Origin of the sequence: Nocardiopsis sp. NPDC006139, assembly GCF_040614155.1 — a bacterium.
GTDB lineage: Bacteria > Actinomycetota > Actinomycetes > Streptosporangiales > Streptosporangiaceae > Nocardiopsis > Nocardiopsis changdeensis.
Genome location: NZ_JBEXTT010000002.1, coordinates 113,349 through 138,968 on the forward strand (window position 1 = coordinate 113,349; position 25,620 = coordinate 138,968).

Annotated in this window: 23 protein-coding genes; 9 read left to right on the forward strand and 14 right to left on the reverse strand. The window is 73.7% G+C overall.

Annotation, left to right across the window (positions count from 1 at the left end):
* Positions 1–42 precede the first annotated feature (42 nt).
* Both ABZ249_RS02630 and ABZ249_RS02635 read right to left on the reverse strand, forming a co-directional pair.
* Positions 43–1,323 carry an LCP family protein gene (locus tag ABZ249_RS02630; RefSeq protein ID WP_355256278.1) on the reverse strand — a complete coding sequence of 427 codons (1,281 nt, stop codon included), beginning with the start codon at positions 1,321–1,323 and terminating at the stop codon, positions 43–45.
* 219 nt (positions 1,324–1,542) lie between these two features.
* Positions 1,543–2,667: a galactokinase family protein gene (locus tag ABZ249_RS02635; protein ID WP_355257079.1), complete on the reverse strand. Its 1,125-nt coding sequence runs from the start codon at positions 2,665–2,667 to the stop codon at positions 1,543–1,545.
* A 102-nt stretch (positions 2,668–2,769) separates the two neighbouring features.
* Here ABZ249_RS02635 and ABZ249_RS02640 point away from each other — a divergent pair, with 102 nt between their 5' ends.
* From ABZ249_RS02640 to ABZ249_RS02660, 5 genes are all read left to right on the forward strand, one after another.
* Positions 2,770–3,915, forward strand: a complete 1,146-nt coding sequence (locus tag ABZ249_RS02640) for a YhjD/YihY/BrkB family envelope integrity protein (RefSeq protein ID WP_355256281.1) — start codon at positions 2,770–2,772, stop codon at positions 3,913–3,915.
* A gap of 160 nt (positions 3,916–4,075) precedes the next feature.
* Complete coding sequence (locus ABZ249_RS02645; protein WP_355256284.1) at positions 4,076–5,248, forward strand: glutamate--cysteine ligase; 1,173 nt, start codon at positions 4,076–4,078, stop codon at positions 5,246–5,248.
* A 32-nt stretch (positions 5,249–5,280) separates the two neighbouring features.
* Positions 5,281–6,519, forward strand: coding sequence for a M20 family metallopeptidase (locus ABZ249_RS02650; protein WP_355256287.1), 1,239 nt, complete (start codon positions 5,281–5,283; stop codon positions 6,517–6,519).
* Positions 6,520–6,629: 110 nt separating this feature from the next.
* Positions 6,630–7,730, forward strand: coding sequence for an adenosine deaminase (locus ABZ249_RS02655; protein ID WP_355256290.1), 1,101 nt, complete (start codon positions 6,630–6,632; stop codon positions 7,728–7,730).
* Positions 7,727–8,368, forward strand: coding sequence for a PH domain-containing protein (locus tag ABZ249_RS02660; protein WP_355256293.1), 642 nt, complete (start codon positions 7,727–7,729; stop codon positions 8,366–8,368). Before ABZ249_RS02655 ends, ABZ249_RS02660 begins: the two co-directional genes overlap by 4 nt.
* 525 nt (positions 8,369–8,893) lie before the next feature.
* On the opposite strand, the gene ABZ249_RS02665 is transcribed toward ABZ249_RS02660, so the two are convergent.
* Positions 8,894–9,718: a purine-nucleoside phosphorylase gene (locus tag ABZ249_RS02665; RefSeq protein ID WP_220564892.1), complete on the reverse strand. Its 825-nt coding sequence runs from the start codon at positions 9,716–9,718 to the stop codon at positions 8,894–8,896.
* Positions 9,719–9,940: 222 nt separating this feature from the next.
* Between ABZ249_RS02665 and ABZ249_RS02670 the strand changes: the two genes are divergently transcribed.
* From ABZ249_RS02670 to ABZ249_RS02680, 3 genes are all read left to right on the forward strand, one after another.
* The gene (locus ABZ249_RS02670) at positions 9,941–11,323 is read left to right on the forward strand and encodes an NAD(P)H-quinone dehydrogenase (protein ID WP_355256296.1); all 1,383 of its coding nucleotides are present in this window, start codon (positions 9,941–9,943) and stop codon (positions 11,321–11,323) included.
* Positions 11,324–11,401: 78 nt separating this feature from the next.
* Positions 11,402–11,755 carry a zf-TFIIB domain-containing protein gene (locus ABZ249_RS02675; RefSeq protein ID WP_220564894.1) on the forward strand — a complete coding sequence of 118 codons (354 nt, stop codon included), beginning with the start codon at positions 11,402–11,404 and terminating at the stop codon, positions 11,753–11,755.
* A 12-nt stretch (positions 11,756–11,767) separates the two neighbouring features.
* A complete protein-coding gene (locus tag ABZ249_RS02680) occupies positions 11,768–12,412 on the forward strand; it encodes an AAA family ATPase (protein WP_355256301.1) in 645 nt (214 codons plus the stop codon).
* Here ABZ249_RS02680 and ABZ249_RS02685 read toward each other — a convergent pair.
* The 11 genes from ABZ249_RS02685 to ABZ249_RS02735 form a co-directional block, all read right to left on the reverse strand.
* Positions 12,399–13,466: a hypothetical protein gene (locus tag ABZ249_RS02685; RefSeq protein WP_355256304.1), complete on the reverse strand. Its 1,068-nt coding sequence runs from the start codon at positions 13,464–13,466 to the stop codon at positions 12,399–12,401. The two genes, ABZ249_RS02680 and ABZ249_RS02685, sit on opposite strands and share 14 nt — an antisense overlap.
* Positions 13,467–13,713: 247 nt before the next feature.
* Positions 13,714–14,337 carry an ATP-binding cassette domain-containing protein gene (locus tag ABZ249_RS02690; RefSeq protein WP_355256307.1) on the reverse strand — a complete coding sequence of 208 codons (624 nt, stop codon included), beginning with the start codon at positions 14,335–14,337 and terminating at the stop codon, positions 13,714–13,716.
* A complete protein-coding gene (locus ABZ249_RS02695) occupies positions 14,334–15,377 on the reverse strand; it encodes a peptidoglycan-binding domain-containing protein (protein ID WP_355256310.1) in 1,044 nt (347 codons plus the stop codon). The genes ABZ249_RS02690 and ABZ249_RS02695 overlap by 4 nt, the downstream gene beginning before the upstream one ends.
* 90 nt (positions 15,378–15,467) lie before the next feature.
* Positions 15,468–15,752: a hypothetical protein gene (locus ABZ249_RS02700; RefSeq protein WP_355256313.1), complete on the reverse strand. Its 285-nt coding sequence runs from the start codon at positions 15,750–15,752 to the stop codon at positions 15,468–15,470.
* 130 nt (positions 15,753–15,882) lie between these two features.
* Positions 15,883–16,527 carry a hypothetical protein gene (locus ABZ249_RS02705; RefSeq protein WP_355256316.1) on the reverse strand — a complete coding sequence of 215 codons (645 nt, stop codon included), beginning with the start codon at positions 16,525–16,527 and terminating at the stop codon, positions 15,883–15,885.
* Positions 16,528–16,659: 132 nt separating this feature from the next.
* Positions 16,660–16,998 (reverse strand): hypothetical protein, encoded by a 339-nt coding sequence (locus tag ABZ249_RS02710; protein WP_355256319.1) that lies wholly within the window; start codon positions 16,996–16,998, stop codon positions 16,660–16,662.
* A gap of 195 nt (positions 16,999–17,193) precedes the next feature.
* A complete protein-coding gene (locus ABZ249_RS02715) occupies positions 17,194–20,004 on the reverse strand; it encodes a hypothetical protein (protein WP_355256322.1) in 2,811 nt (936 codons plus the stop codon).
* Positions 20,004–20,744, reverse strand: coding sequence for an ABC transporter ATP-binding protein (locus tag ABZ249_RS02720; protein ID WP_355256325.1), 741 nt, complete (start codon positions 20,742–20,744; stop codon positions 20,004–20,006). The genes ABZ249_RS02715 and ABZ249_RS02720 overlap by 1 nt, the downstream gene beginning before the upstream one ends.
* Positions 20,741–21,337, reverse strand: a complete 597-nt coding sequence (locus ABZ249_RS02725; RefSeq protein WP_355256328.1) for a PadR family transcriptional regulator — start codon at positions 21,335–21,337, stop codon at positions 20,741–20,743. The genes ABZ249_RS02720 and ABZ249_RS02725 overlap by 4 nt, the downstream gene beginning before the upstream one ends.
* A 286-nt stretch (positions 21,338–21,623) precedes the next feature.
* Positions 21,624–22,886: a chemotaxis protein CheA gene (locus ABZ249_RS02730; RefSeq protein ID WP_220565542.1), complete on the reverse strand. Its 1,263-nt coding sequence runs from the start codon at positions 22,884–22,886 to the stop codon at positions 21,624–21,626.
* Positions 22,887–23,050: 164 nt separating this feature from the next.
* Positions 23,051–24,481 carry a dicarboxylate/amino acid:cation symporter gene (locus tag ABZ249_RS02735; RefSeq protein ID WP_355256331.1) on the reverse strand — a complete coding sequence of 477 codons (1,431 nt, stop codon included), beginning with the start codon at positions 24,479–24,481 and terminating at the stop codon, positions 23,051–23,053.
* A gap of 460 nt (positions 24,482–24,941) precedes the next feature.
* Here ABZ249_RS02735 and ABZ249_RS02740 point away from each other — a divergent pair, with 460 nt between their 5' ends.
* Entirely contained in the window at positions 24,942–25,598 is a 657-nt protein-coding gene (locus ABZ249_RS02740; RefSeq protein ID WP_355256334.1) for a Uma2 family endonuclease, read from the forward strand.
* Positions 25,599–25,620: the final 22 nt, after the last annotated feature.

Genomic DNA, 25,620 nt, shown 5'->3' on the forward strand with positions numbered 1-25,620 from the left:
GCGGGGGAAGGGGACAGGGGGACGTCCGAGGGGGCCCGGGGGTCAGTCCAGGACGCTCTCGGGGATCGGCTCGCCCTGCTGCATCGCCGTGAACATCTCCTGGGAGCGGGCCTCGTCCCACTGGACCACCGAGCCCACGTCGGGCAGCGTCGGGGTGGCGCCCACCGGGATCGCGGTCGTCTGCGTGCCGCCCCGCATGGCCAGCAGCATCGTCGCCAGGTGGCGCAGCCGGTCGCCCTCGTCGACCACGAACATGTCCGTGCCCTCCAGCACCAGCGGCACCGACTTGAAGGGGTTGAACAGCGTCCCCGGAGCGCTGGCCTCCTGCACCAGGGCGGAGAAGAACTCCCGCTGGCGGGCGATCCGGTCCAGGTCGGCCCGCGCGGTGGCGCGGGTGCGCACGTACCCGAGCGCGGTGCCGCCGTCCATCGTCTGGCAGCCCGCCTCGATGTCCAGGCCCGCCTTGGGGTCCTCCATCGGCTCCTCGGGGCACAGCTCCACGCCGCCGACGGCGTCGACCAGGCCGACGAACCCGCCCATGCCGATCTCCACGTAGTGGTCCACCCGCACGCCCGAGGCCTGCTCGAAGGTCCGCACCAGCGGCGCCGGGCCGCCGCAGACCTCCTCGCCCTCCTCGTCGGTGCCGCAGACGGCGTCGGCGAAGGCGGTGTTGATCTTGTTGGGGGCGTAGCCGGGGATGGCCAGCTGCACGTAGGAGTCGCGGGGGACGCTGATGATGGTGGGCTCGGCGTCATCGGTGTCGGGGATGTACAGCAGCATGATCGTGTCCGTGCGGCGGCCCTCGGCCCGGCCGGTGGACAGCTCCCGGATCTGGTCGTCGTCCAGCCCGTCGCGGCTGTCGGAGCCGACGATCATGTACACGTCGCCGTCCTGGCGCTCGGGGCGGCCCTCGTAGTCCTGGAGGGCGTCGACCCGCTGCAGGCGCGCGTTGGACCACAGGTAGAACCAGGTGGGCAGCACCAGCACCGCGGCCAGCAGCACCACCAGGGTCACCACGGTCACGTTGCGGGCCTTGCGGGCCGTCCTCTGGCGGCGCCGCCGGGTGCGGCCGGTGCCGTCGTACTCGCGCCCGGCGTGGTGGGTGCGGCGCTGCGGGCGCTCGGGCCGCAGCGGGGGGACGTCCCCGGCCGCGGGCATCCGCCGGGTCTCGCCGACGACCCGCTGCTCCGATTCCCGGCCCCGGTACAGCTTCTCGAACGCGTCGGCCCCGTCCCCGTCCCCGGCGCCCTTGCGCCGGAAGACACCCGGTCTGTCGTGCTCACCGGTCGGGTCGGAGCCTTCCCGGTGCCGTCGGTCTGCCATCGAACCGCCTATCTCCTCCGCGACGCAGAAGGTCCGTGGTCACGGCCTCCACTGTGTGGGATCGCAGAAAGGGTAGCGGGGTTCGATGAACCGACCCTGATCCGGAACCGGGGGATATTCCGGAGGCGTCCCCGGGGTGCGGAGGCGGCCGCGGGCCGCCCCCGGGAGCGCCCCCGGTCAGCGCAGCCGGTGCGCCCCGGCGGCCGGGAGCGCCCCCGGTCAGCGCAGCCGGTGCGCCCCGGCGGCCGGGAGCGCCGAGCGCACCCGCGGCGGCACCAGGCCCCGGCCGATGAAGGCCTCCTCCAGGGCGGCGCCGATGCCCGCCACCCGGTCGTCGGCGGCCAGCGCCAGGGCGGTGCCCGCCCAGCCGCTCATCCTCACCCCGCGCGCGCCCGCCCGGCCGGCGGTCTCCACCGCCAGCTCCACCTCGGGCACCGGGAGCCCGGCCCGGCGCAGCGACAGGTGCGAGGCCGTGAGGATCACGCCGACCTCCCCGAACCGCTCGGCGCGCAGCAGGCCCACCACCGCGTTCAGGCGGTGCACCTCGGTCACCGCGTACTCCACCCGGCGGCGCTGGGCGGGGGAGGGCAGCCGGGACAGCGCGGCGGGCAGGTCGCGGACGGACCGCAGCGGGCCCAGGACCTTCCCGGCGCGCTCCAGGTCGGCGGCGTGCCCGGGCCGGGGGTCGCGGCGGGGCAGCGCACCGGTGTCCACCACCAGCAGGCACAGGTCCTCGGCGGCCGGGTCGAAGGGCAGCACGGTGGTGCCGAGGGTGCGCAGGTTGACCCGGACGGCGCAGCCGGGCCGGGCGGCCAGGGACACCCGCTGGTCCACGGTGCCGCCCTCCGGGGGCGGGCCCCCGGCCAGGTCGGCCAGGGCCAGCGCCACCGCCGCCCCCACCGCCCCGGAGTACCCCAGGGAGGCGTCGCCGGGCAGGTCGGAGCCGAGCATCACGCGCAGTCCCGTCCCGGCCTCCAGCAGCCCCGTGCGGCGCGCCGCGGCCACGGCCCGGGCCACCGCCGCGCCCTCCGCGCCGCGGGCCCGCAGCGGCCCGCTGAGCGCCGCGGTCCGCACCCTGGGGTCGCCGGGCACGGCCCCCACGGCGGCCGTCACCCCCCAGGGCAGCGCCGCGTACAGCCCCACCCCGCCCGAGGGGGCGGTGTGCTCGCCCAGCAGCGCGACCCGGCCGGGGGCGTGCCACACCCCCGCGGGCGGCTCCCCGAACAGGGCGTCGAAGCCCTTGGCCAGCCCGTCGGCGTCGGGCGCCTCCGTCGGCCATTCCCCCCGCGGCCCCGCCGACCGCATTCCCAGCGCGGCCCTCCACCGCGCCCCCGCGCCCCCCACGTCGTCACCCTTCCCCCGGTCGACCTCTGTCCCTCCAAGTCTGCCCAAGTCCGGGAGTGTCCGGTGTGGGACCTTCGAGACAGAGCGGGTAGGCCGTTAGCGTTGCGGTTCGACGAGGTGGGGGAGGGCGCGGTGGCCTCGGTGCTGGACAGGGCCAGGGAGACGGTCCGGCACTACCGGAACACGTCCATGGACGCCTACTGGGCGCTGCGCCGGCGCCGTCCGGGCGTGGACCACCTGGTGCGGGCCTACGAGCGCTACGCCGACCGCAACGGGAACCAGCTGGCCGGCGCGGTCACCTACTTCGCGTTCCTGTCGTTCTTCCCGCTGCTCGCGCTGGCGTTCGCCGCGGTCGGGTTCGTGCTGGCCACGCTCCAGATCGAGCTGGGCGGCCAGCTGGACCGGGCGCTGGACGACGTGCTGCCCGGCCTCTCGGAGCAGCTGCCCATCGACCAGATCGCCGACGCCCGGGTGGGCGCCGGCCTGTTCGGCCTGGTGGGCCTGCTGTACGCGGGCCTGAACTCGGTATCGGCGCTGCGCGAGGCCCTGCACTCGATCTGGCTGAAGAACCCCAAGGAGGGCCCCAACCCCTTCCTCGCCAAGGGCACGGACCTGCTGGTGATGATCGGCCTGGGCCTGGCCCTGCTGCTGTCGGTCTCCGTCACCGGTGTCGCCCAGGCCGCCACCAGGTGGCTGCTGTCCCTGGTCGGCCTGGACGGGTCGATCGTGGCGAACATCGCGCTGCGGCTGCTGGCCCTGGCGATCGCCATCGGCGCGAACGCGCTCATCTTCATGCTGGTGTTCGCGCTGCTGTCCGGCAGCGGGCGGCCCGCCCGCACGATGTGGCGGGGCGCCCTGCTGGGCGCGGTGGGGTTCGAGGTCCTCAAGGCCGCGGCGGCGCTGCTGCTGACCGGGACGCTGAGCAACCCGCTGTACGCGTCGTTCGCGGTGCTGGTGGGCCTCCTGGTCTGGATCAACCTGGTGATGCGCCTGGTCATGTTCAGCGCCGCGTGGACGGCGACCCGGCTTTCGGTGCCGCCGCCCTACACGGGTTCGCTGCCGCTGCCGGAGGAGAACGGCATCGACTGGACCCGGCCCGCCCCCGTCGTGCGGGTGGACCCGGTCGAGGCGGCCGAGCGCAGGCGGGTGCGGCGCGGCCTCGCGGCGGGGCTCTCGGCGGCGGGGGCGCTGGGCGCGGGAGGGCTCACGGCGTGGCTGTTGCGGCGGCGGAAACGTCCTGTTGCCTAGTGTGACACTCTGTTAGCGGAAAATGACGCTGAAGGTTCCCCGTGCCCGTATGTTCCAGGTTCCGAGGGGGTAGTCCTCCCCTGTCCCGGCCGAGAGCCCCGCCGGGGCACGACCGGTTCGCCGAACGAAAAGTTCGGCAGACACCCCCCTCGGAGGGCAGATGGGAACCGCATTCAAGTCGTCCGAACGCGCGACGATCGGCGTGGAGTGGGAACTCCAGCTCGTCGACCGCCGCAACCGGCACCTGCGGCAGGAGGCGCAGAAGCTCCTCTCCGAACTCCCCGAACTCAGTTCCGCGGCGGCGGTCCCCCCACTGCGCCACGAGCTGATGCAGTCCCAGGTGGAGGTCGTCACCGGGATCTGCGAGACGGTCGAGCAGGCCAAGGACGACCTGGCCCGCAACGTCTCCCGCATGCGGCAGGTGCTCGCCCCCTGGGGCACCACGCTCACCTGTTCCGGCACCCACCCCATCGACGACTGGCGGGACCAGGACTTCAGCCCCGGCACCCGGTACCGGGAACTCGTCGAGCAGATGCAGTGGGTCGCCCGGCGCATCCTCACCTGCGGCGTCCACGTGCACGTGGGCGTGCGCCACCAGGACAAGGCCATTCCCATCGTGAACGCGCTCGCGAGGTATCTCCCGCATTTTCTCGCTTTGAGCGCCTCCAGTCCATTCTGGGCGGGTCACGATACCGGTCTGGCCTCCGCCCGCTCCGTGATCTTCGGCGCGCTGCCCACTTCCGGTCCGCCGCCGAACCTCCCGAACTGGTCGGCTTTCGAGGAATACCTCGAAACGCTTCTCAGGGCGGGTACCATCGCATCCATCAAAGAAGTGTGGTGGGACATTCGTCCGCACCCGGATTTCGGGACCATCGAGATCCGGATGTTCGACGGGATCCCCACCCTGCGCGAGGTGGGAATGGCCGCCGCGCTCTCCCAGAGCCTGGTGGAGTTGTTCGACCACCAGCTCGACCGCGGGTATCGGCTGCCCAGCCCGCCGTCCTGGCTGGTGAGGGACAACAAGTGGCGGGCCACCCGCTACGGGCTCGACGCTCGCGTCATCACGGACGGCCGAGGGACCACCGTCCCGATCCGTGACGACCTCTACGAGCTGGTCCGCGAACTGAGGCCGGTCGCGACCCGGCTGGGCTGCGCCGAGGACCTGGACCTGATCTCCGAGATCCTGGACAAGGGCGCCTCCTACGAGCGTCAGCGCGCGGTCATCGCCGAGGGCGGCACCCTCGACGACGTCGTCGACATGCTCGCGGCCGAGCTCGACGACGGACCCACCCGTGCAGGGGTCGGTGCCGGCGACGGCGCCGGCGCTCGGTAAGACATGGGCGAAAGCGTAGAGAGGGCCCTCGTATGCAGGGACGAGACCTGCCGGAACAGTTGACCGCTTTTCTGGCGCGCCGCGAGCGGGACTTCATCGGCTTCCGCCGTGACCTGCACATGCACCCCGAACTCGCCTTCGCCGAGCATCGCACCACGGGGCGGATCGTCGAGCACCTGCGCGGGGTCGGGCTGCACCCCCGGGTGCTCCCCGGCGGTACCGGGCTGGTCTGCGACATCGGCTCGGGCCCCGGGCCCACCGTCGCCCTGCGGGCGGACATCGACGCCCTGCCCCTCACCGACGAGAAGGACGTCCCCTACCGCTCCACCGTCCCGGGGGCCGCGCACGCCTGCGGCCACGACGTCCACACCACGGTCCTGCTGGCCACCGGGGTCTTCCTGGCCCAGCAGGACCGGGCGGGCGCCCTGCCCGGCCGGGTCCGGCTGGTCTTCCAGCCGGCCGAGGAGCTGCCCGGCGGCGCCGTCGAGGTGATCAACGCCGGGGCCCTGGAGGGCGTCGACCGGATCTTCGCGCTGCACTGCGACCCCCGGCTGATGGTCGGCCGGGTGGGCCTGCGCACCGGCGGCATCACCGCCGCCTGCGACCAGCTGACGGTCCGGCTGTCCGGGCCGGGCGGGCACACCGCGCGCCCCCACCTGACCGCGGACCTGGTGTACGCGATGGGCAAGGTCGTCACCGAGCTGCCCGCCGCGCTCTCCCGCCGCATCGACCCGCGCGCCGGGTTCAGCCTGGTGTGGGGCCGCATCAGCGCCGGGTCGGCGCCCAACGTCATCCCCGACGACGCGGTCGCCGAGGGGACCGTGCGCTGCCTGGACGACGAGGCGTGGCACGCGGCGCCCGACATCGTCAAGGGCCTGGTGGAGTCGGTGGCCGCCGCCTACGGGGCCGACGCCGAGGTCACCTACAAACGCGGCGTCCCGCCCACCATCAACGAGGCGTCCAGTGTGGACGTCATGCGCGAGGCCACCGCCCTGGCCCTGGGGCCGGACGCGGCCTCGCCCACCCCGCAGAGCCTGGGCGGGGAGGACTTCGCCTGGTACCTGGAGAACGTCCCCGGCGCCCTGGCCCGGCTGGGCACCCACTCGCCGGACTGGGACGGGCCCATGCTGGACCTGCACCGCGGGACTTTCGACGTGGACGAGCGCGCCATCGGCGTCGGCACCCGGTTCCTGGTGACCACGGCCCTCACCGCCCTGGCCGCGGACGGCCGCGACCGCGTCCCGGCCGCCGAGGAGGCGGTGTCCTTCTGAGCCCCCCGGCCCCCGGCGCGACCTGCGCGGACGCCGTGGATCTACCGGGTTCCCGGTAACTTCGCGCCGGGGTGTCGGGCCGGGTGCGGCGCCGGTGGCATTCTGAGTACATGAACCAGCCACTCACAGTCGAACAGATCCGGCGGGCGCCCAAGGTGCTCCTGCACGACCACCTCGACGGCGGGCTGCGGCCCGCCACGGTGGTCGAGCTGGCCCGGGAGGTCGGATACAAGGACCTGCCCACCTACGACCCGGTGGAGCTGGGGCACTGGTTCCGCGAGGCCTCCGACTCCGGTTCGCTGGAGCGCTACCTGGAGACGTTCGCGCACACCACCGCGGTCATGCAGACCCGCGACGCCCTGGTCCGGGTCGCCGCCGAGGCGGCCGAGGACCTGGCCGCCGACGGCGTGGTCTACGCCGAGCAGCGCTACGCCCCCGAGCAGCACCTGGAGCGCGGGCTCACCCTGGAGGAGGTCGTCGAGGCCGTCCAGGAGGGACTGGAGCTGGGCGAGAAGCGCGCCGCCGACGCCGGGCGGAGCATCCGCACCGGGCAGCTGGTCACCGCCATGCGCCACGCCGCGCGGTCCTCGGAGATCGCCGAGCTGGCCGTCCGCTACCGCGACGCCGGGGTGGCCGGGTTCGACATCGCCGGGGCCGAGGCCGGCAACCCGCCGACCCGGCACCTGGACGCCTTCGAGTACCTGCGCCGGGAGAACTTCCACTTCACGATCCACGCGGGCGAGGCGTTCGGGCTCCCGTCGATCTGGGAGGCCCTCCAGTGGTGCGGCTGCGACCGGCTCGGCCACGGCGTGCGCATCATCGACGACATCACCGTCACCGAGAACGGCGTGCCCCGCCTGGGCCGGCTGGCCCAGTACGTGCGCGACAAGCGCGTGCCCCTGGAGATGTGCCCCAGCTCCAACGTGCAGACCGGGGCCGCCCCCTCCATCGCCGAACACCCCATCGGCCTGCTGCGCGACCTGCGCTTCCGGGTGACGGTCAACACCGACAACCGGCTGCAGAGCGGCACCAGCCTGTCGGAGGAGTTCGCCCGGCTCTCCGAGGCCTTCGGGTACGGCTGGGACGACGTCCAGTGGTTCACGGTCAACGCCATGAAGTCGGCGTTCCTGCCCTTCGACGAGCGCCTGGCGCTCATCAACGGTGTCATCAAGCCCGGCTTCGCGCAGCTGAAGTGGGCGGCCGACCGATGAGCGGACCGGCGCCGGGTGCCAGCCCGACGGTGCACTACTCCCTCTTCTCCCGGGTCCTGGCCGTGGTCTGGATCGTCGTCGCCGTGCTCCTGCTGGCCGACCTGTTCCTCCGCGGCCGGGGGCCGGAGATATGGCTGTACGGCGCCGTCCTGGTGGCCAGCGTCGCGCTGGTGTACCTCGTGTGGCTGCGCCCGCGCATCGTGGTCACCGAGCGGGGCCTGCGGGTGATCAACCCGCTGCGCGAGACCTTCGTCCCCTGGGCGGCCGTGCGGTGGGTGGACGTGGTCGACGTGCTGCGGGTGCACACCACCGACGGGGTCGTGCGCTCCTGGCCGCTGCGCGAGACCAAGCGGGCCCGGGTCCGCGACAACCTGCGCCGCGAGGGCGGGTTCATGGACGGGCCCGACGAGGAGGACCCGCGGGGGATGCGCCCGATGGACCGGGCCGCCCTCCAGTTGCGCCAGGACGCCGAGCGCCACAAGGCGCGCCCGCTGGCCGGCCCGATCCGCGACATCGACGAGGCGGGGCCCGCCGCGCTGGGCGCCGAGGACCGCCCCCAGACGATGGTCTCGGTCGAGGTGGTGGTCATCGCCGGTGCCGTCGCGGTCCTGGTCGCGGCGGCCCTCCTGCTGGCCTGAGCGCCCCTCTCCCGGATCCGGACCCGGCCCCCGCCCGGGCGGGGGCCGGGTCCTTTCTCCGTCGGTGCGCGGGGTTGACGGGACCCGGTCGGCTCTGGTTAGGTAAGGCATGCCTAATGGAGAGTGTTCCGGGCGGGAGGGCTTCGCGCGGATGGCCGCCCGCCCGGACCTTCTCCGAGGCGCCACGCTGTTCTGACGAGCTGTTCCGACGAACAACGGGAAGAGGAAACGGTGTCCCACGGCCCGTGAGTCCAACGGGGTCTGCGGGGATCCTGCACGGGCGGGACACCGGAGCGGGGCACACGCCTCCGGACGGAGCACGGCCGGTACCGTCCACCCCAAGGCCTCGGGGTGTACGCTCGCCACGCCGGTACCGGACGGGTCCGTTCGGAGGCGGCCCCGCGACGACGCCTCCGGGCCGCGTCGCGCGATCGAAGGACCTGCGGGGGTCCCGCGCGGCGCGCCCGGGGAGCGCCGAGGGACCCGGCACCGCCGGGTCCCCTCTTTTCTCCCCCGACCGGGCCCTCAGGCCCGGACCAGCAGCCGGTTGAGCAGCTCGCCCAGGCGGCGCGCCCGCTGCCGGACGATCTCCATGGCCCGCTCCCCGTCGAACGGCTCCAGCACCGCGCCCAGGGCGTCGTTGCTCACGATCGACAGCCCCAGCACCTCGGCGCCCATCTCCACGGCGGCGATGGCCTCCAGCGGGATCGACCGCCCCACCACGTCCGCCCCCGCCTGGCGCAGCACCTTCGACTCCGTGGGGGTCTGCAGCTGCGGTCCCGGTGTGGCGGCGTACACCCCCTCCGCGAGCGAGGCGTCCACCTCGTGGACGAGCCGGCGCAGCCGCGGGCTGTACACCGACGACAGGTCCACGAACGTGGGGCCGACCAGCGGGGACCTCGCCGTCAGGTTGATGTGGTCGCTCAGCACCACCGGCTGCCCCGGCGCGATGTCCACCCGCAGGGAGCCCACCGAGCCCGTCAGCACGGCCAGCCGCGCCCCGGCGGCGATGCCGGTGCGCACCGCGTGCACCACCCGCATCGGGTCGTGGCCCTCGTACAGGTGCAGGCGCCCTGTGAAGACCACCACTCGTTTGTCCCCGACCCACATGCTGTGGACGGTGGTGCCGTGGCCCTCCCCGGCCGGTGCCAGGAAACCGGGCAGCTCCCGCGCCTCGAACCCGATGTCCGGCGAACCGAGCGTGTCCACCGCGTCCGTCCACCCGGAACCGAGCACCACCAGGGCGTCGAAGCCGTCGGCCCCGGCCCGGGTCAGGAGTTCGTGCGCCGCGTCGGCCGCCAGCGCCCGGGCCTCGGCGGTCGTCGTCGGCGGCTGCTCTGTTTCACTCACACAGCGGATGCTACCGCCGTGTAGCCGGATGATTCCGGAACGCAACGCTACGGTGGCGGTAAGGGGAATGCCCGACCCCCGGCCGGGGCGGGTGCGGAATCCGCCGGCCGGTATGGCCGACAATAGGGGTAAGGCGAGAGAACCACATGCCGCCCCGTCATGCCCACCGCCCCCGACCGGGACGGGCGGGACGACGGCCGGCCGCAGAGGGAGTGAAGCAGAGTGACGAAGGTCGTGATCATCGGGGGCGGTCCCGGGGGCTACGAGGCGGCACTGGTCGCCGCGCAGCTCGGCGCGGACGTGACGGTGGTGGACCGCGACGGCATCGGCGGCGCCTGCGTCCTCACCGACTGCGTTCCCTCCAAGAGCCTGATCGCCACCTCCACCCGCACCACCTACGTGCGCGAGTCCGAGAACCTGGGCATCCAGGTCGACGACCAGCTCGACGGCAAGTCCTCCGTGCGCGTCGACATGCCCACGGTCAACAACCGGATCCTCGCCCTGGCCCAGGCCCAGTCCGACGACACCCGCGCCCGGCTGATCAAGGAGGGCATCGAGGTCGTCAGCGGCGAGGCGCGCCTGGTCGACCCGCGCATCGTCGCCGTCGGCGACACCCGCATCCGCGCCGACGTCGTGCTCGTCGCCACCGGCGCCCACCCGCGCGAGCTGCCCTCGGCCCGGCCCGACGGCGAGCGCATCCTCACCTGGCGCCAGCTCTACGACCTCCACGAGCTGCCCGAGAAGCTCATCGTCGTCGGCTCCGGCGTGACCGGCGCCGAGTTCGCCAGCGCCTACCAGTCCCTCGGCTCGAACGTGACCCTGGTCTCCTCCCGCGAGCACGTCATGCCCACCCAGGACCCCGACGCCGCCCGCGTGCTGGAGGAGGTCTTCCTGCGCCGCGGCATGACCGTCCTCAACCGCACCCGCGCCGAGTCGGTGGTGCGCACGGAGGACGGGGTGCTGGTCACCCTCTCCGACGGCCGCACCGTCGAGGGCTCCCACTGCCTGATGACCGTCGGCATGATCCCCAACACCGACGGGCTCGGCCTGGAGGAGGCCGGCGTGCGCCTGGGCCAGGGCGGGTTCGTCGAGGTCGACCGGGTCTCGCGCACCACCGTCCCCGGCGTGTACGCGGCCGGCGACTGCACCGGCGTCAACATGCTCGCCTCCGTGGCCGCCATGCAGGGCCGCATCGCCATGTGGCACGCCCTGGGCGAGGCCGTCGCCCCGCTGAAGCTGTCCACGGTGGCCTCCACCGTGTTCACCCACCCCGAGCTGGCCGCCGTCGGCGCCAGCGAGGACGACGTGCGCAGCGGCCGCATCGACGGCCGCTCCGTCACGCTGCCGCTCAACACCAACCCGCGCGCCAAGATGAACGAGGTCAAGGACGGCTTCGTCAAGCTCATCTGCCGCCAGCACACCGGCATCGTGCTGGGCGGCGTCATCGTCGGGCCGCGCGCCAGCGAACTGATCCTGGCCGTGTCGGTGGCCGTGCAGCAGAGGCTGACCGTGGACGACCTCGCGCACACCTTCGCGGTGTACCCGTCCCTGTCGGGCAGCGTCACCGAGGCGGCCCGCTCCCTGATGCTGGCCTCACCGGAGTAGGCTCCAGAGCAACGGCCCGAGCCCTGCGGCCGGGCCGTTTTTACGTTTCCTTAACGCCGATGAGAGTAGCGTCCTGTTGTGATCTGTCCCAAATGCCAAAGCAACATGCGCACGTTCGACCGTCACGGCGTGCACATCGAGCGGTGTGACGGGTGCCAGGGCATCTTCCTGGACCGAGGCGAGCTCGAGCGCATCGTCGAAGCCGAGAAGCGCCACTACAGCTCGACCCCGCCGCCCGACCCGCAGGCCCCGCCGCCCTCCGGCGGCTACGTGCCCCAGGGCCAGCCCCGGCCGGGCTACCCGACCCCCGGGTACCCCGACTCCCCCCGCGGATACCGCCCCGGCTACCCGGACTCCCCGCGCGGCTACAGCGACTCGCCGCGCCCCTACCGGCGCCGCCGGAAGAGCTTCCTCGAGGACCTCTTCGACTAGAGAAACCACCCCGTGCACCCGCTGATCTGTACTCACTGCGGGGAATGGGACCCGACCCCCGACACCTCGTCGGGGGTCTCCGTGTTGCTGTGCCGCTTCTGCGGCCGCACCCGCCCCTTCCTCCGCCTCCCGCTCTACTGCGTCTCCGGCCCCAGCGGCACCGGCAAGTCCACCGTCGCCGGGCTGCTGCTGGAGCGCCTGCGGGACCGGTTCGTCGTGCTCGAACAGGACCTGCTCTGGGTGGGGGGCCTGCGCGACCCCGCCGACCACCACCGCCTGTTCCGCTCCACCTGGCTGCGCACCGCCGCCATGGTGCAGCAGAGCGGGCGGCCGGTCGTGCTGTGCGGGACGGTCGTCCCCCCGGAGTTCGAGCCGCTGCCCGAGCGGGCGCTGTTCGACGGCGTCCACTACCTGGCGCTCACCTGCGACCCGCGGGTGCTGGCGGAGCGGCTGCGGTCCCGGCCCGCCTGGCGGGAGTGGGACGAGGAGCGCATCGCCGAGACCCTGGAGTTCGCCGCCTGGGTGGAGCGCGAGGCCGACCGGCTCGAACCGCCGCTCACCCTCGTGGACACCACCGACGCCGGACCGGAGGCCACCGCCGACCGCGTCGCCGCCTGGGTCGGGGACCTGGACGCGGCCCGGGTCACCGGTCCTTGAAGTAGCGGAACAGGTGCTCCTCCCGGACCAGGGCCGTCGCGGCCGCCGCACCGACCAGCGCCGCGAGCACCGCCGCCACCGGGCCGCGCACGTCGATCAGCACCGTGTCCCACGGGTCCGCGGGATTGCCGACGTGCGCCGCCACCACCAGCGCGCAGCCCGCCAGGGCCAGCCCGGCCAGTGACCACACCGCGGTCTCCAGGGCGGTCCCGGCCAGCAGCGCCCGCCGCGACACACCGACGTGGAGGGCGCCCGCCAACTCCAGGCGGCGCAGCCGGACGGCCACGAAGCCCAGCACCAGCCCGGCCAGGGCCGCCGCGGGCGGCGCGAACCTGGTGGGGCGCTCGGCGAACGCCGCCGCTCCGTCGAAGGTGGCGCCCAGGCTCGTGTTGAGCTGGCCCAGGGTGACGGACAGGCTCGGGTCCGCGCCGGGGCGCACCGCCCAGCGGAGCAGTTCGTCGGCCTCCTCCGTGGGCGGGCGCACGTCCGCCCAGCACTGGTCGAACACCCCCGCCGCGGGCTCGGGCACCAGGACCGCGTAGCCGAGGCGGCTGTCGCGCCCGTCGTCGGGGTAGTCGAACACCCCGGCCAGGGTCACCGTCCCCGAGTCGGTCTCCAACCGCTGCCCCGGGCCCACGCCCAGGGTCTCGGCCGTCCCGGTCGACACCCACACCCCCGAGGCCGCCTCCGCCCGCACCCCCAGCACCGACGCCATCCCCGGCGTCACCCGGTAGGCGGGCAGCGGGTTGTCCGGCATGGCGGCCAGGCGCAGGGAGCCGTCCTCCGCGAGCGCTCCGGAGGCGCCGATCCCCGGGACGCCGGTGAGGGCGTCGCAGGCGCTCCCGGCGACGTTCCCGGCGACGTTGAGCACGCGGACCGAGGCGCCCGCGGCGGTGAACTCGGCCGAGCGCTGGTGCAGCCCCACGATCGCGCGCGCGTCGGCGACGGCGAGGGCACCGACGACGGCCGCCAGCGCGAGGGCGAACAAGGCGGCCCGGGTGGTGCCGGTGCCCAGGTTCCGCCGCACCTCTCCGATCAGTTCGCGGACGTTCATCCGGTGCCGCCGGGCGGGGTCGCGGAGCGGAACGCCCTGCTCGGCGGCGGTGTCCTGGGGTGGCTTCTCACGTGGGTCTCCCGGGGGTCGCAGGGTCCGCGGAGAGCCGGTGCCCGGTTCCGGGTTACCCTGGTGGCGGTGGGACCGGGCGAGTGCGTTTCGTCCGGTCCCACACCTTTTCTGTGGCTTCTGTGATGGGGCGTTCCGCGGCTTCCGCGGCGGCGCGGACCGCGCGCTCGACCGGTGCTCAGGCGTCGGCGCGCGTCCGCTCCTGGAGGTCGATGACGTGCGTGCAGGCGTCGCGGGTGCGGGGGTCGTGGGTGGCGATGACGACGATGGTGTCCGTCCGCGCGATCGCGCCGAGCGTGGCGTTGACCGTCTCGGCGGTGCGCAGGTCCAGCTGGGCCGTGGGTTCGTCCACGAGGAGCAGGTCGGGCGCGGAGCACACCGCGCGGGCGAGCATCAGCCTCTGGGCCTCGCCGCCGGAGAGCCGTCGGAAGGGCCGGTCGGCGACGGCGTCCAGCCGGAAGTCGCCCAGCACCCGCCGGGCGTGCTCCTCGGCCTCCTCCCGCCGGCGGCCCCGGGCCAGCAGGGGGAGCACCACGTGGTCCAGGGCGGTGCGCCCCGGGACGCCGTACGGGTTCTGGAACACCCAGCCGGTGCGCTCGACACCGACCGGGTCGACGCTCCCGGCGGTGGGGGCGACCCATCCGGCCAGGATCGACAGCAGGGTGGACTTCCCGCAGCCGGAGGGGCCGCACAGGCCGGTGATGTGCCCGGGCGCGAGGGTGAAGGACAGGTCCTCGAACAGCATGGGGTTGTCCCCGAAGCGGTGTCCGAGCCCGTGGGCGGTCACGCTCCTTTCGCTCACGCGCCCCCCTCGCAGGAATCCCCGGTCAGGGCCGGGCCGAGGTCGACGTCGGCGGGCAGGTCGGCCCCGTCCTCCTCGGGGACCACGACGGTGCTGCCCACACCGGAGCCGATGATCCGCACCGGGTGGAAGGAGCCCTCCGAGCGCAGGCATCCGGTGTCCCCGGCCACGGCGAACAGCGCGCCGGGCGGGACCCGGGCGGCGTCCACGGGCTCGGCGAGCGCGACGGAGCCGGTGAGCGGTTCGCCCTCGCCCGCCACGGCCGCCCGGGCCTCGGGGGTGTCGGCCAGCTCGCGCAGGAATTCGGGATCCTCGGCCAGGCCCTCGGCGTCGACCGGCCCGGTGACCCCGGCGACGGTGAGCAGCCGGTCGCCGGGCACGTCCAGGTCGGGGACCGAGCCCAGGCGGGCGGCCTCCAGAGCCCCGGGCACACTGGCGAAGGCGCCGCCCGCGGACGCCTCGGAGCCCGGCAGGGCCTTGCACTCCTCGAAGGTGACCTCGGAGGAGGGCATCCAGAGCACGTCGGCGAGGGCGACGGAGCCGGTGGGGTTCCCGATCCCCGCCTCGCGCTGGAACTCGCGTACGGCCTGGTGGGTCTGCCAGCCGTACACGCCGTCGACCGCCGTGGCGTGGCCCAGCCGGTCCAGTTCCTGCTGGAGCGCCCGCACGTCGCCGCCGCGGCTGCCCCGGCCGAGGTCGCGGTACAGCGGCATGGACGTGGCCAGGGCGACCACGGGCCGGTCGTCCACCCGGGCGGCCTCCTCACCGGAGGCCAGGACCGTTCCGGGCACGCACGCGGAGGAGGTGACCCGGCCGGACCCTCCGAAGGCGAGGTCGAGGGTGGGGGTGACGGTCAGTTCGACCTCGACGCTGCGCGCGTCGTCGAAGGGCTCGCGCAGGACGGGGGCACTGTCGATGTCCGCCGCGGCGGCGAGGTCGGGGGGAGGATCCGGGGGACGGAGCAGGAATCCTGCGGTACCTCCGGCGGTGAGCAGGAGCAGCGCGGACAGCAGCACCGTCCCGCTGGGGCGAGTTTTCACGTGCGCTTCCCGTGGTCGGTTCGCGGGCGGGGGAAGGCCCGGGGCGGAGTGGTGGGAGGGGGCGGTGGGACGCGGGGAGGGCCGGGAGGGTCATTCGCCGACGCTGCCGCCCTCGCCCCCGGAATCGTGTTCCATGCCGGCCTCGGCCAGGCAGTCGGTGAACGCCTCGTTCCCCACGTCGATGGAGGCGCCCTCCGGCGGCGACATCATGTCGGCGCCGAGCTGCTCGACGGTGTAGGACTCCGGCGCCAGCCCGGCCTCGATCAGGCAGTCCACGGCGGCGTCCCCCTCGGGGCCCAGGTCGACGGCCCCGCCGACGTTGGACTCCTCGGAAACCCCGCCCTCACCTTGGGTAGCGGATCCGTCGACGGACACCGATCCGCCGGGCTCGGAACCACTCCCGCCCGTGCTGCACCCGCTCGCGAGGAGTGCCGCGGCGGAGATGCAGAAAAGGGCGCGAAGAAGGTTTTCCTGATTCTTTTTCATGTTTCTTTCCTCGTTTTTCTCAGCCGACCGATATGGCGAATCCAGCCATGTAGAGACAGAGGTTCGCCGCTTCGTCGGAAGGGTCGAACGGGGCGTCGGCGAAAACATTCTCCAGGTCTTCGTCGAACTCTTCGGGAGTGTAGGAGTCGGGTTCGACGATCCCCTCGTCCTCCAGGCACTGGATGGCGGCCAGGCGGGGGTCCTCGATGCCCTCGGGGTTGCCCAGCTGGAGGGAGTACGCGCTCTCGATGAGCAGGATCGTGCCCTCGGCGCAGTCGGCGCTGGTCTCCATGTGGGCGTTGGTCGCGGCCTCGTAGGCCTCCTGGTCCCGGGGGTCGGCGTCCACCTCCCAGTCCGTGAGCTGGTAGAGCCCGTTGGGGAGCTTGGTGTAGGTCTCCCGCAGGCCCGCGGCCTCGGCGCACTCGGTGTACCGGTTGAAGGCCTCCTCGTAGTCCTCCTGGGTGACGCCGCCCTCCTCGATGGCGCGGTCGAGCACCTCCTGCTCGAAGTCGGTCCCGGCCCTCTCCCGGAGGGCCTCGAACTCGGTGAGCAGGGCCGGGCTCAGCGGGCTCTCGGCCTCGCCGGCGCCGTCGGCGCAGGCGGAGAGGGCGAGCGTGAGTAACAGTGCGCAGCCCAGGGCGCGCGCGTTCGTGGTGATCGCCATGGCGGTCGGGGGTTCCCTTCGGTCCTCCCGCGGTCCGCGGCGCGGGCCGGCCCGCCGGGGGCGGGACCGGGCGAGTGCGTTTCGCCCGGTCCCGCCGGTCAGCGGCGGCTCAGGTCACGGGCCGGTCGGGTGTCAGCGGAAGGCGTATCCGGCCACGCGGGGGTAGGAGCCGTAGCTGTCCGCCGCGCGGGCGCTGGAGCTGCGGGTGGTCCATCCGGTGGCGGCCGAGTAGTCGCCGTGGGTCGCCCAGGAGCGGCCCTGGTAGCTGCAGTCGGCGGTGTTGGTGCGGCCCCAGGAGTAGGACGGGCCGATGGTGGCGGCGCCCCAGCGGCAGGCCGCCTCGGCGGGAGAGGCGGTCGCGACGGTGGTCGCGAACCCGCCGCCCAGGAGCAGGGAGAAGGCGAACAGGGTTCCGGCCGCCCGCGCACCGATTCGGGTGCGCAGGACGCCGGAGCCGGACTGGCTCGACATGCTGGTTCCTTTCGAGATTTTTGTTTCATGCAGCGCTGCATTTCGTTTCTACCTGAGCCGGGTCAAGGAATTCAATGGTGATTTCATGTCCGGATCACGCCAGTCGCGGTAAGTTAGTGAAAGATTTGATATAAGTCGGGGGTCCGGGGTGTGGTCAAGGGTGCTCACGAAAGGTTCCGCAGGTCTTGCGCGCGGTCATGGAACTCCGTTCGCGTTACTCTGTGTGACTGTTCTGGCCGGATGCGGACGGTGACCGTCCGGTCCGTTCCGGGCCGACAGGCGGACCGGGGTGAGCACGAGGGCGAGGAGGACGGACGCGGCCACCACACCCGCGAGGCACACGGACACCAGCGGCCACGGCACCACCAGCGGCCAGGTGGGGTTGGCGAACCCCGCCCGGTAGGTCTCGGCCGCCACCCGGGCGGCGCCGATCCCCGTTCCCGCCGCCGCGCCCAGCAGGACGCCGGCCGCCGCGACCACACCGCTCCGGGCGGCTCCGAGGGCGCGGCCGGTGCCCGGCCCCGCCCCCACCGCCACCAGCGTCGCCGCGTCCCTTCGGGAGTCGGCGGCGGCGAGCCGTACGGACACCAGGCTCGAACCCACCGCGACCACCGCGGCCAGCCCCAGCACCAGGGCCATCTGCCGGGTGCGCGGGGAGGAGTAGGGGCGCTCCACGAACAGGTCCGCCCCGGTCGCCTCGCGCACCGCCGCACGGGCCCGGTCGACCTCCGCCCCGGCGGGGGCGCGCGTGGTGCCGGCCGCCATCCCGACGGTGGCCGCCGCCAGGCCCCACTCCCGGGCCACCGACGGCGGGACGACCAACTCGTACTGGGCGCTCGGCCAGTCCACGACCGTCGCGGGCACCTCCAGGACCCGGCCCGCGTCGGCCGCCCCGGGAACGTCCGGGACCTCGCCGTCCCGCATCCAGGCGAACTCCACCCGCGCGTTCCCGTCGGCCCACAGGTCCAGGTCGCGGGTGACGACCACGCGTCCCGCCGCCAGCGCCCGGGCGGCCTCCTCGGCGCCGGGCAGGCCCAGGGCGCGCACGAGCGTGCCGTCGTCCACCAGCGGGTTGACCCCGCCCTCCGTCTCCCACCACTCCTGCCTGTTCCGGTCGCCGTTCTGCTTCATCGGCGCGCAGTCGGGCGAGTCCAGGGGGACCCGCTCCGGCACCGGTTCCGTCCTGATGCTCACCGGCGGCCACACCGCCCAGTCCGGGCAGGGCTGCTCCGGATCCGGCAACGGGTGCACCCACAGCGGGGAGTCCGCCATCAGGACCGGGACCGGGTCGTGCACGGGCAGGTGGGCGGTGAGCGCGGACGCCGCCTCGGACGCCTCGCCGTCGCCGACGGGGTCGGGGAAGCGGACCATGACGGTGTCCGGCGCCGCCCGGGGGCGGTGCTCGGCCCCCTCGAAGGCGACCGCCGACGCGGTGGTGACGGCCACCGCCACCAGGAGCGCCGAGGCGGAGGCGACCACGGCCACCGCCATCGTGGTGCGCTCGCGGTTGCGCCCCGCGTCGCGCAGCGCGAGCCGCCACACCAGGGGGAGGCGGTGGGCGGCCCCGGAGAGCGCGCCCACCAGCGCGGGGGCCCACAGCAGGAGTCCGAGGGAGGCCGCGAGGGCCCCCGGCACGAACAGGTCCGAGCGGGGCAGGGCGAACGCCGCCGCGACCAGGGCCGTGCCCGTCGCGAACAGCAGGGCGGACAGCGCGGCCCGGCCGCGGCGGCGCGCACCCGGGCGGGGCGGGCGCCCGGCCAGTACCGCCGCCGGATCGGTGCGCCCGGCCCGCAGCGCGGGAGGGAGCGCGGCCACCACGGACACGGCGACCCCCAGGGCCAGGAACAGAGCCGTGTGCGTCGCCGGCAGGACCAGTTCCGGGTACTGGGCGTCGCCGCGCGACCGCAGCACCGCCGCCACCGCCCACACCCCGCCGGCGCCGAGCGAAGCGCCGATCACTCCGCCGGCCGCCCCGACGGCCAGGGCGCCGCAGAGGACGATCCGCCGCAGGGTCCGCGCGTCCCCGCCCTGGGCGGCGATCAGGGCCAGGGTGTGCTCGGTGCGCCGAGCGCGCATGGCGAACGCCGGCCCGATGACCAGGCAGGCCAGCAGGCAGGCTCCCGCCACGAGCCCGGTGTACGGGACCAGCGAGTCCGGCGGGGCGGCCGTCGGCTGTCCGGCCAGCAGCGGGACGTCGGCGTCCGGAGGCGGATCGAGGACCACCGCCCGGCTCACCGCGGAGGCCCCCGCCGCGTTGATGTCCAGGACGCCGCCCCAGGTCAGCGGTTCGTCCCCGAGGACGAACCAGACAGCGGAGGCGGCGGGGGACTCCACCGCCGCCCCGGTGTCCAGCAGGGTCCCGGGGGCCAGCACCGCCTCCGCCGGATGCCGGGTGGCCCGGTAGGCGCCCACGACGGTCACGGTCGCCGAGCTCCCGTCCCCGGCGACCAGCTCCATCTCCGTGCCCTCGTCCAGCCCCAGGCGGCGGGCCAGCCCCAGGCCGACGGCCGCCTCGCCCGGCCGCTCGGGGGTGCGCCCCCAGGCGGGGACGAACATGCCCGACAGCGGGCCGCCGGTGGGCGACTCCAGCGCGGTGAGGTCCTCGGTGGCCCGGCCCCCCGACGAGGCGCGGACCGGGCCGGCGGCCGCGTCGACCAGTTCCGACCCCGGGGGCAGCAGGTCGAGGAGGAGGTCCTCGTACTCGGCACGGGACAGGTCCAGTTCGGAGTCGCTGCCCGCGAGCACGATGTCCTCGCGCGGGCTCTGCGTCACCTCCCCGGGCGTCTGCCAGGTGATCCGCGCCTGCGCGCCGTCGCCGAGCATCATCCGGGCGAAGGTCCCGGGTGAGGCCGCCGAGGAGAGCAGGAGGGCGTCGGCGGCCACGGTGCCGCCGACGACCAGGGCGACCGCGGCCGTGGCGAGGGCGGTCACGCCGCGGTGGCGCAGGGCGTCGCGGCGGGCCAGGCGCAGCGCCGCGCGCCAGGGCGCGGTGCGGGACGGTGCCATCACTCGTCCCCGTCCGGTACGGGCCCCACCAGGGACTCCAGGCCCAGGCGACTGCCGGTGGAGGTGGTGATCCGGCCGTCGCGCAGGAACACGGTCCGGTCGGCCCAGGCGGCGTAGCGGGAGTCGTGGGTGACCATCAGGCCGGCCGCACCGCGGTCCACGCGTTCGCGGATGACCGAGACGACCTCCTCGCCGCTGCCGGAGTCCAGGGCGCCGGTGGGCTCGTCGGCCAGGAGGAGCCGCCGGGAGCCCACCAGGGCGCGGGCGATGGCCACCCGCTGGCGCTGCCCGCCGGACATCCGTTCGGGGAACCGGTCGTCCAGACCGGCCAGGCCCACCTCGGCCAGGGCGGCCCGGGCCTGGCGGCGGGCGGCCCCGGCCGCCGTCCCGTCCAGCTCCAGGGGCAGGGAGACGTTCTCGGCCGCGGTGAGGGACGGGATGAGGTTGAAGTCCTGGAAGACGTAGCCGATCCGGCGGCGGCGGAGCCGGGAGAGGGCCCGTCCGTCGAGGTCCGCCAGGTCCTGGCCGCCGACCGCCACACTGCCCTCGGTGGGGGAGTCGAGGCCGCCCGCGAGGGTGAGCAGCGTCGACTTGCCCGATCCGGAGGGGCCCATCACGGCGACCAGTTCGCCCGGGGCGACGGCCAGGTCCACGGCGGTGAGCGCCGCGACCCGGGCCGGGCCCTCGCCGTGGACCCGGCCGACGCCTCGCATGAGCAGTTCGGGGGCGGCGTCGTTCACGCGCGCGTCCGGGGGTGCCGGTCCGAGGGCTCGGAGGGGGCCGTCGGGGCGGAGCCGCGGTGCCCGGCGGCCCGGGTCAGGCGCGCCTCCACGTGGTCCAGCCACTGCATCTCGGCCTGGGCGGAGAAGATCAGGGCGTCCAGCACCAGGTGCCAGGCCAGGTCGTGGTGGGGGTCGGCGTTCCCGCCGCCGGTGCGCTTGAGCCGCGTGTAGTCCTGGAGGCCGCGCAGGGTCTCGGCCCGCTGGGCGTCGACGAGGGCGTGGACGTCGACGCCCGGGGTGGTCACGGCCAGCGCCAGCTTGAGGGAGAGCTCGTCCCGGGTGGGGGCGCCGCGCCCGACCGGGTCGCGCCACCAGCTCTCGACCTCGGCCCGGCCCGCATCGGTGAGGGCGTAGCGCTCGGGGGCGTCGGGATCGTCGTCCTCGACCGCGGCCACCAGGCCGTCGCGCTCCAGGCGCTGGAGGGTGGTGTAGGCCTGGCCGATGTTGAGCGGCCAGGTGCCTCCGGTGCGGGCCTCGAATTCGCTGCGCAGCTGGTAGCCGTGGCGGGGCCCGTGGACGAGGAGGGCGAGCAGTCCTTGGCGGACGGACATGGGAACACCTACTTATCGGGTAACTAGCGCCAGGCTACTTACCCGGTAAGCACCGGGCCAGGGGGTGGCCGGATCCGGTCACCGGGAACGGCGAGGGGCCCCGGACCGTGCGGTCCGGGGCCCCTGGGCCGTATTCGGCGGATCGTTCCGGGTCGCGGCCGCGAGGCCGCCTCTCACCGCGCCGGCCGTCCTGCGAGAGATCGCCCCGCGGCCGCTCCCGGCGTTCGGCGCGAGCGCCGGAATGCTCGAGAGCATCCACCGAACACGCCCTCGCGCCGTGTCGGGATCAGAAGTCGAAGCCTCCGAAGTCGCCGCCCCCGCCGAAGTCGCCCCCGCCGAAGTCACCGCCCCCGAAGTCGCCCTCGGCACCGACGTCGCCGGTGGCGTCGCCCATGCCCATGCCCATCCCCATGCCCATCATGGACCCCATCATCTGGCCCATCATCATGCCGGTGAACATGCCCATCATCATGTCCATGCCGAAGTAGCCGCCCGCGTAGGGCGAGTAGGCGGGGCCCGCGTCGTAGTACGGGACACGGCGGCCGTCGACCTCGACCATGCGCACGTCGTCGGGGTTCATGCCGCTCTTGACCGCCTGGGCACAGGACGCGCAGGCCGTGACCGAGCGGGGCGAGCCGCCGGGCGGGGCCCAGGTGACGTCCTCCACCGACGGGCCGTGCTGCGGGTTGAAGAAGCAGGGCCCGCGCCGGTCCGGCACCGGCGTCCCGTTGAGCCGGGCGCGGGTGGCCGTCATGTAGTAGCGGCCGTCCTCCAGGGAGTTGGTGACCTGGCGGATCTCCTCCGGCTCGCGGATGGTGTCCAGCCGGGTCTTGGCCTGGTCGTAGGCGTCCATGGCGCGCGAGTAGTCGGTGCGGGTCTCGTCGTCGACCGCGGACAGGTCGATCTCCAGCCGCGCGACGTCCTCGCCCAGGCGCACGACGTCCTCGGTGGCCATCTGCTTGATCTCGGCCAGCTGCTTGGCCTTGAGCTCCTCGCGCTTGCGGCGGTTGTTGCGGACGACGAGGAAGATGCCGCCCGCGACCAGCACCGCGACGACGAGCAGGATCCACAGCGTGGTGGTCCCGGCCGCGGCGGCGTCCTCGACCTCCTGGGCGGCGTCGGGGACCGCGACCAGGGTGTCGACCTGGTTGCCGCCCCCCTCGCGCAGCGCGACCTCGCGGATGGCCTCGGTGTCCTCGACGTTCGGCGACAGGACGCGGAACTCCTCCGAGCCCGCCAGCACGCCGTACAGGCCGTCGCCCACGTCGGACATGACCGGTTCCATCAGCGCGTTGAGCGCGGAGTCGGAGCCGACCGCGTCGGTGGGCAGGATCACGTAGTAGACAGGGGTGTCGGCCCCGGCCGCGGCGGCCTCCAGGGCGCTCTCCTCGGCGGCGGGGATGGCGTCCCCGACGGCCGGGTCGATGAAGACGCCGTCGTCCTCCAGCTCCTGGACGATGGCGTTGCTCTCCGGGGGCTGCACGGTGTCGGCGGCCGCGGGCATCACCGCGGCGCTCACCACCGCGGTCGCGATCCCGGCGGTCAGCACAGTGGGTGTTACCAAGCGGCGCAACATGTCGTTCCTCTCGCTTCCCTCACACTCCAGGGACGAACGGGGTGCCCCCGGGGTTCCCATCGTGACGGTTCTCTCCGGGGACGCGAAACGGCCCGCCGGTGTTCCGGCGGGCCGTTTCGGCGCAGGGCGCGGAAGGGCTACTCCTTCGCGGCGCCCGCGGGCACCTTGGCGACCTCTTCGGCCTCCTCGCGGTCGGCCCCGTCCTCGGCGGCGGGCTCGTCCAGCGGCACGAACCCGGAGGCGTCGCGCGGCGCGTTGTAGCGGGCCACGTCCAGGATGCCCTCGCGCTTGGCGACGATCGCCGGGATGAGGGCCTGGCCGGCCACGTTCACCGCGGTGCGGCCCATGTCCAGGATCGGGTCGACGGCCAGCAGCAGGCCGACGCCCTCCAGGGGCAGGCCCAGGGTGGACAGGGTCAGGGTCAGCATGACCGTCGCGCCGGTGGTGCCGGCGGTGGCGGCCGAGCCGATGACCGACACGAACACGATGAGCAGGTAGTCGGTGAGGCCCAGGGAGATGTCCGGGAAGAACTGGGCGATGAAGATCGCCGAGATCGCCGGGTAGATCGCGGCGCAGCCGTCCATCTTGGTGGTCGCGCCGAACGGCACCGCGAACGCGGAGTAGTAGCGCGGCACGCCCAGGTTCTGCTCGGTGACCCGCTGGGTGACCGGCATGGTGCCCATCGAGGAGCGCGACACGAAGGCCAGCTGGATCGCGGGCCAGGCCCCGGTGAAGTACTTGACCGGGGACAGGCCGTTGACGCGGGCGAGCACCGGGTAGACGACGAACAGCACCAGGGCGAGGCCGAGGTAGACGGTCAGCGTGTACTTGCCCAGGGCGCCGATGGTGGTCCAGCCGTAGCTGTAGACGGCGTTGCCGAGCAGGCCGACGGTGCCGATCGGGGCCAGGCGGATGATCCACCACAGGGCCTTGAGGACGACCTGGAGGGCCGACTCGGTGAACGAGATGAACGGCTCGGCGGCCTTGCCGGTCTTGACGGCGGCGATGCCCAGGACGATCGCGATGACGATCAGCTGGAGCACGTTGAAGCCCAGCGAGGTGCTCAGGGTGCCGTCCTCGGCGGCGGAGGTGTCGGCGGCCAGGCCGAGGAAGTTCGCGGGCACCAGGCTCTCGATGAACGCGAGCCAGGAACCGCTGCCGGAGGGCTCGGCCACGGTGCCGGGGTCGACAGAGCTGTTCACACCGGGGCGGACCACCAGGCCCAGGGCGATGCCGATCGCCACCGAGACCAGGGCGGTGACGGCGAACCACAGCAGGGTCTTCCAGGCCAGCCGCGCGGCGTTGGTGACGTTGCGCAGGTTGGCGATGGAGGAGATGACGGCGAGGATGATCAGCGGCGGGACGACCGTCTTCAGCAGGGAGACGAACGTGCTGCCGATGGTCTGGAGGGTGACGGCGAGCCAGTTGGGCTCCTCGCCGGCGGGGCCGATCTGGAGGGCGACGAAGCCCAGGACCAGGCCCAGGACCAGGCCGAGGAGGACCTGGACGCCGAACGACGGGAGCCGCAGGCGGCGCCGGGGCTTGACCGTGGCGGTCTGTGCGGACACGGAAGTGACTCCAAGCGGTGGGTGCACCGGAGCACGGGCACGCCGCGGCGGTCGGCCTGTGGGCGTGCGGATCTCCGGCTCGGGGAATGTGTGCGGGTGTCACCGGAGAAGAGGTGACGTGCGGAGGCCCGCCCCGGAGAGGGCGGGCAGGGGAAGGGTGTGCGGCGCTTCGCCCGGACGGGCGCGCGTGGACCTAGCTACACGCCTGACAACCGCGACGGCACAGGTCGATGTGCCAGCGGCGGGTCAGTCCCCAGATGTTCGTCACAAGGGGGAACGATATACGCCCTTTCCTCCCTTTTCCAGGGGGGTTCGGTCGGGGTTTCCCACATCCGATGACCGGATCGCCGTCCCTATCGGACTTCCCGCAGCCCGGCCCGCCCCGGGGTGCGGCGAGAATCACCCTCCGGCGGGTGTCGGTGGCATGATTTCCGGATACCACCCCGGTGAGGTGATGGACATGGCTACTGTCGGCGACGAGAACGATCCGATGATCGGAGACGAGATGTCCGCACCCACTGTGGCGAGGGCCGAGACCGCCGGCGAGCCGTTGCCGTGGTCCCTGCTCCAGCCCCCTCCCGGCGGGTTCACCGCCGAGGACCTGGACCGCATCCCGGATCTTCCGCCGCACACCGAACTCATCGACGGAAGCCTGGTCCTGGTGAGCCCCCAGAAGCTGTTCCACATGCTGGTCATGGACGTCCTGCGCGACGGCCTCAAAGCGACCGTCCCCGATCACCTCAAGGTGGCGTGGGAGTTCTCTGTGGTCCTCGCCGAGAGACAGCGTCCGGAGCCCGATGTGCTGGTCGTGCGCAAGGAGGCGTTCGCGCGGCTCGAACAGACCTGGTTCCCGCCCGAGGCGGTGGAACTCGTCGTCGAGGTGGTCTCACCGGAGTCGGTCGACCGCGACCGGGAACGCAAGCCGCAACTGTACGCCAAGGCGGGGATCCCGCACTTCTGGCGGGTGGAACAGGAAGGGGACGAGGCGGTGGTCTACGTCCACGAGCTGGATCCGGCCCGCGGTGAGTACGGAAAGCCCTCCATCCACCGCAAGAGGTTGGAGCTCTCCGTCCCGTACCCCGTCGACATCGACCTGTCCGACATCCTGAACCGCTGAGCCGACACGGAGCGGGGAGGCA

Bases quoted from the DNA above. Each gene is read 5' to 3' on its own strand.
- ABZ249_RS02715 (WP_355256322.1), bottom strand. From the start codon at position 20,004: ATGGCACCGTCCCGCACCGCGCCCTGGCGCGCGGCGCTGCGCCTGGCC.
- ABZ249_RS02725 (WP_355256328.1), bottom strand. From the start codon at position 21,337: ATGTCCGTCCGCCAAGGACTGCTCGCCCTCCTCGTCCACGGGCCCCGC.
- ABZ249_RS02655 (WP_355256290.1), top strand. From the start codon at position 6,630: ATGAACCAGCCACTCACAGTCGAACAGATCCGGCGGGCGCCCAAGGTG.
- ABZ249_RS02740 (WP_355256334.1), top strand. From the start codon at position 24,942: ATGGCTACTGTCGGCGACGAGAACGATCCGATGATCGGAGACGAGATG.
- ABZ249_RS02685 (WP_355256304.1), bottom strand. From the start codon at position 13,466: ATGAACGTCCGCGAACTGATCGGAGAGGTGCGGCGGAACCTGGGCACC.
- ABZ249_RS02650 (WP_355256287.1), top strand. From the start codon at position 5,281: ATGCAGGGACGAGACCTGCCGGAACAGTTGACCGCTTTTCTGGCGCGC.
- ABZ249_RS02660 (WP_355256293.1), top strand. From the start codon at position 7,727: ATGAGCGGACCGGCGCCGGGTGCCAGCCCGACGGTGCACTACTCCCTC.
- ABZ249_RS02705 (WP_355256316.1), bottom strand. From the start codon at position 16,527: ATGGCGATCACCACGAACGCGCGCGCCCTGGGCTGCGCACTGTTACTC.
- ABZ249_RS02710 (WP_355256319.1), bottom strand. From the start codon at position 16,998: ATGTCGAGCCAGTCCGGCTCCGGCGTCCTGCGCACCCGAATCGGTGCG.
- ABZ249_RS02645 (WP_355256284.1), top strand. From the start codon at position 4,076: ATGGGAACCGCATTCAAGTCGTCCGAACGCGCGACGATCGGCGTGGAG.
- ABZ249_RS02630 (WP_355256278.1), bottom strand. From the start codon at position 1,323: ATGGCAGACCGACGGCACCGGGAAGGCTCCGACCCGACCGGTGAGCAC.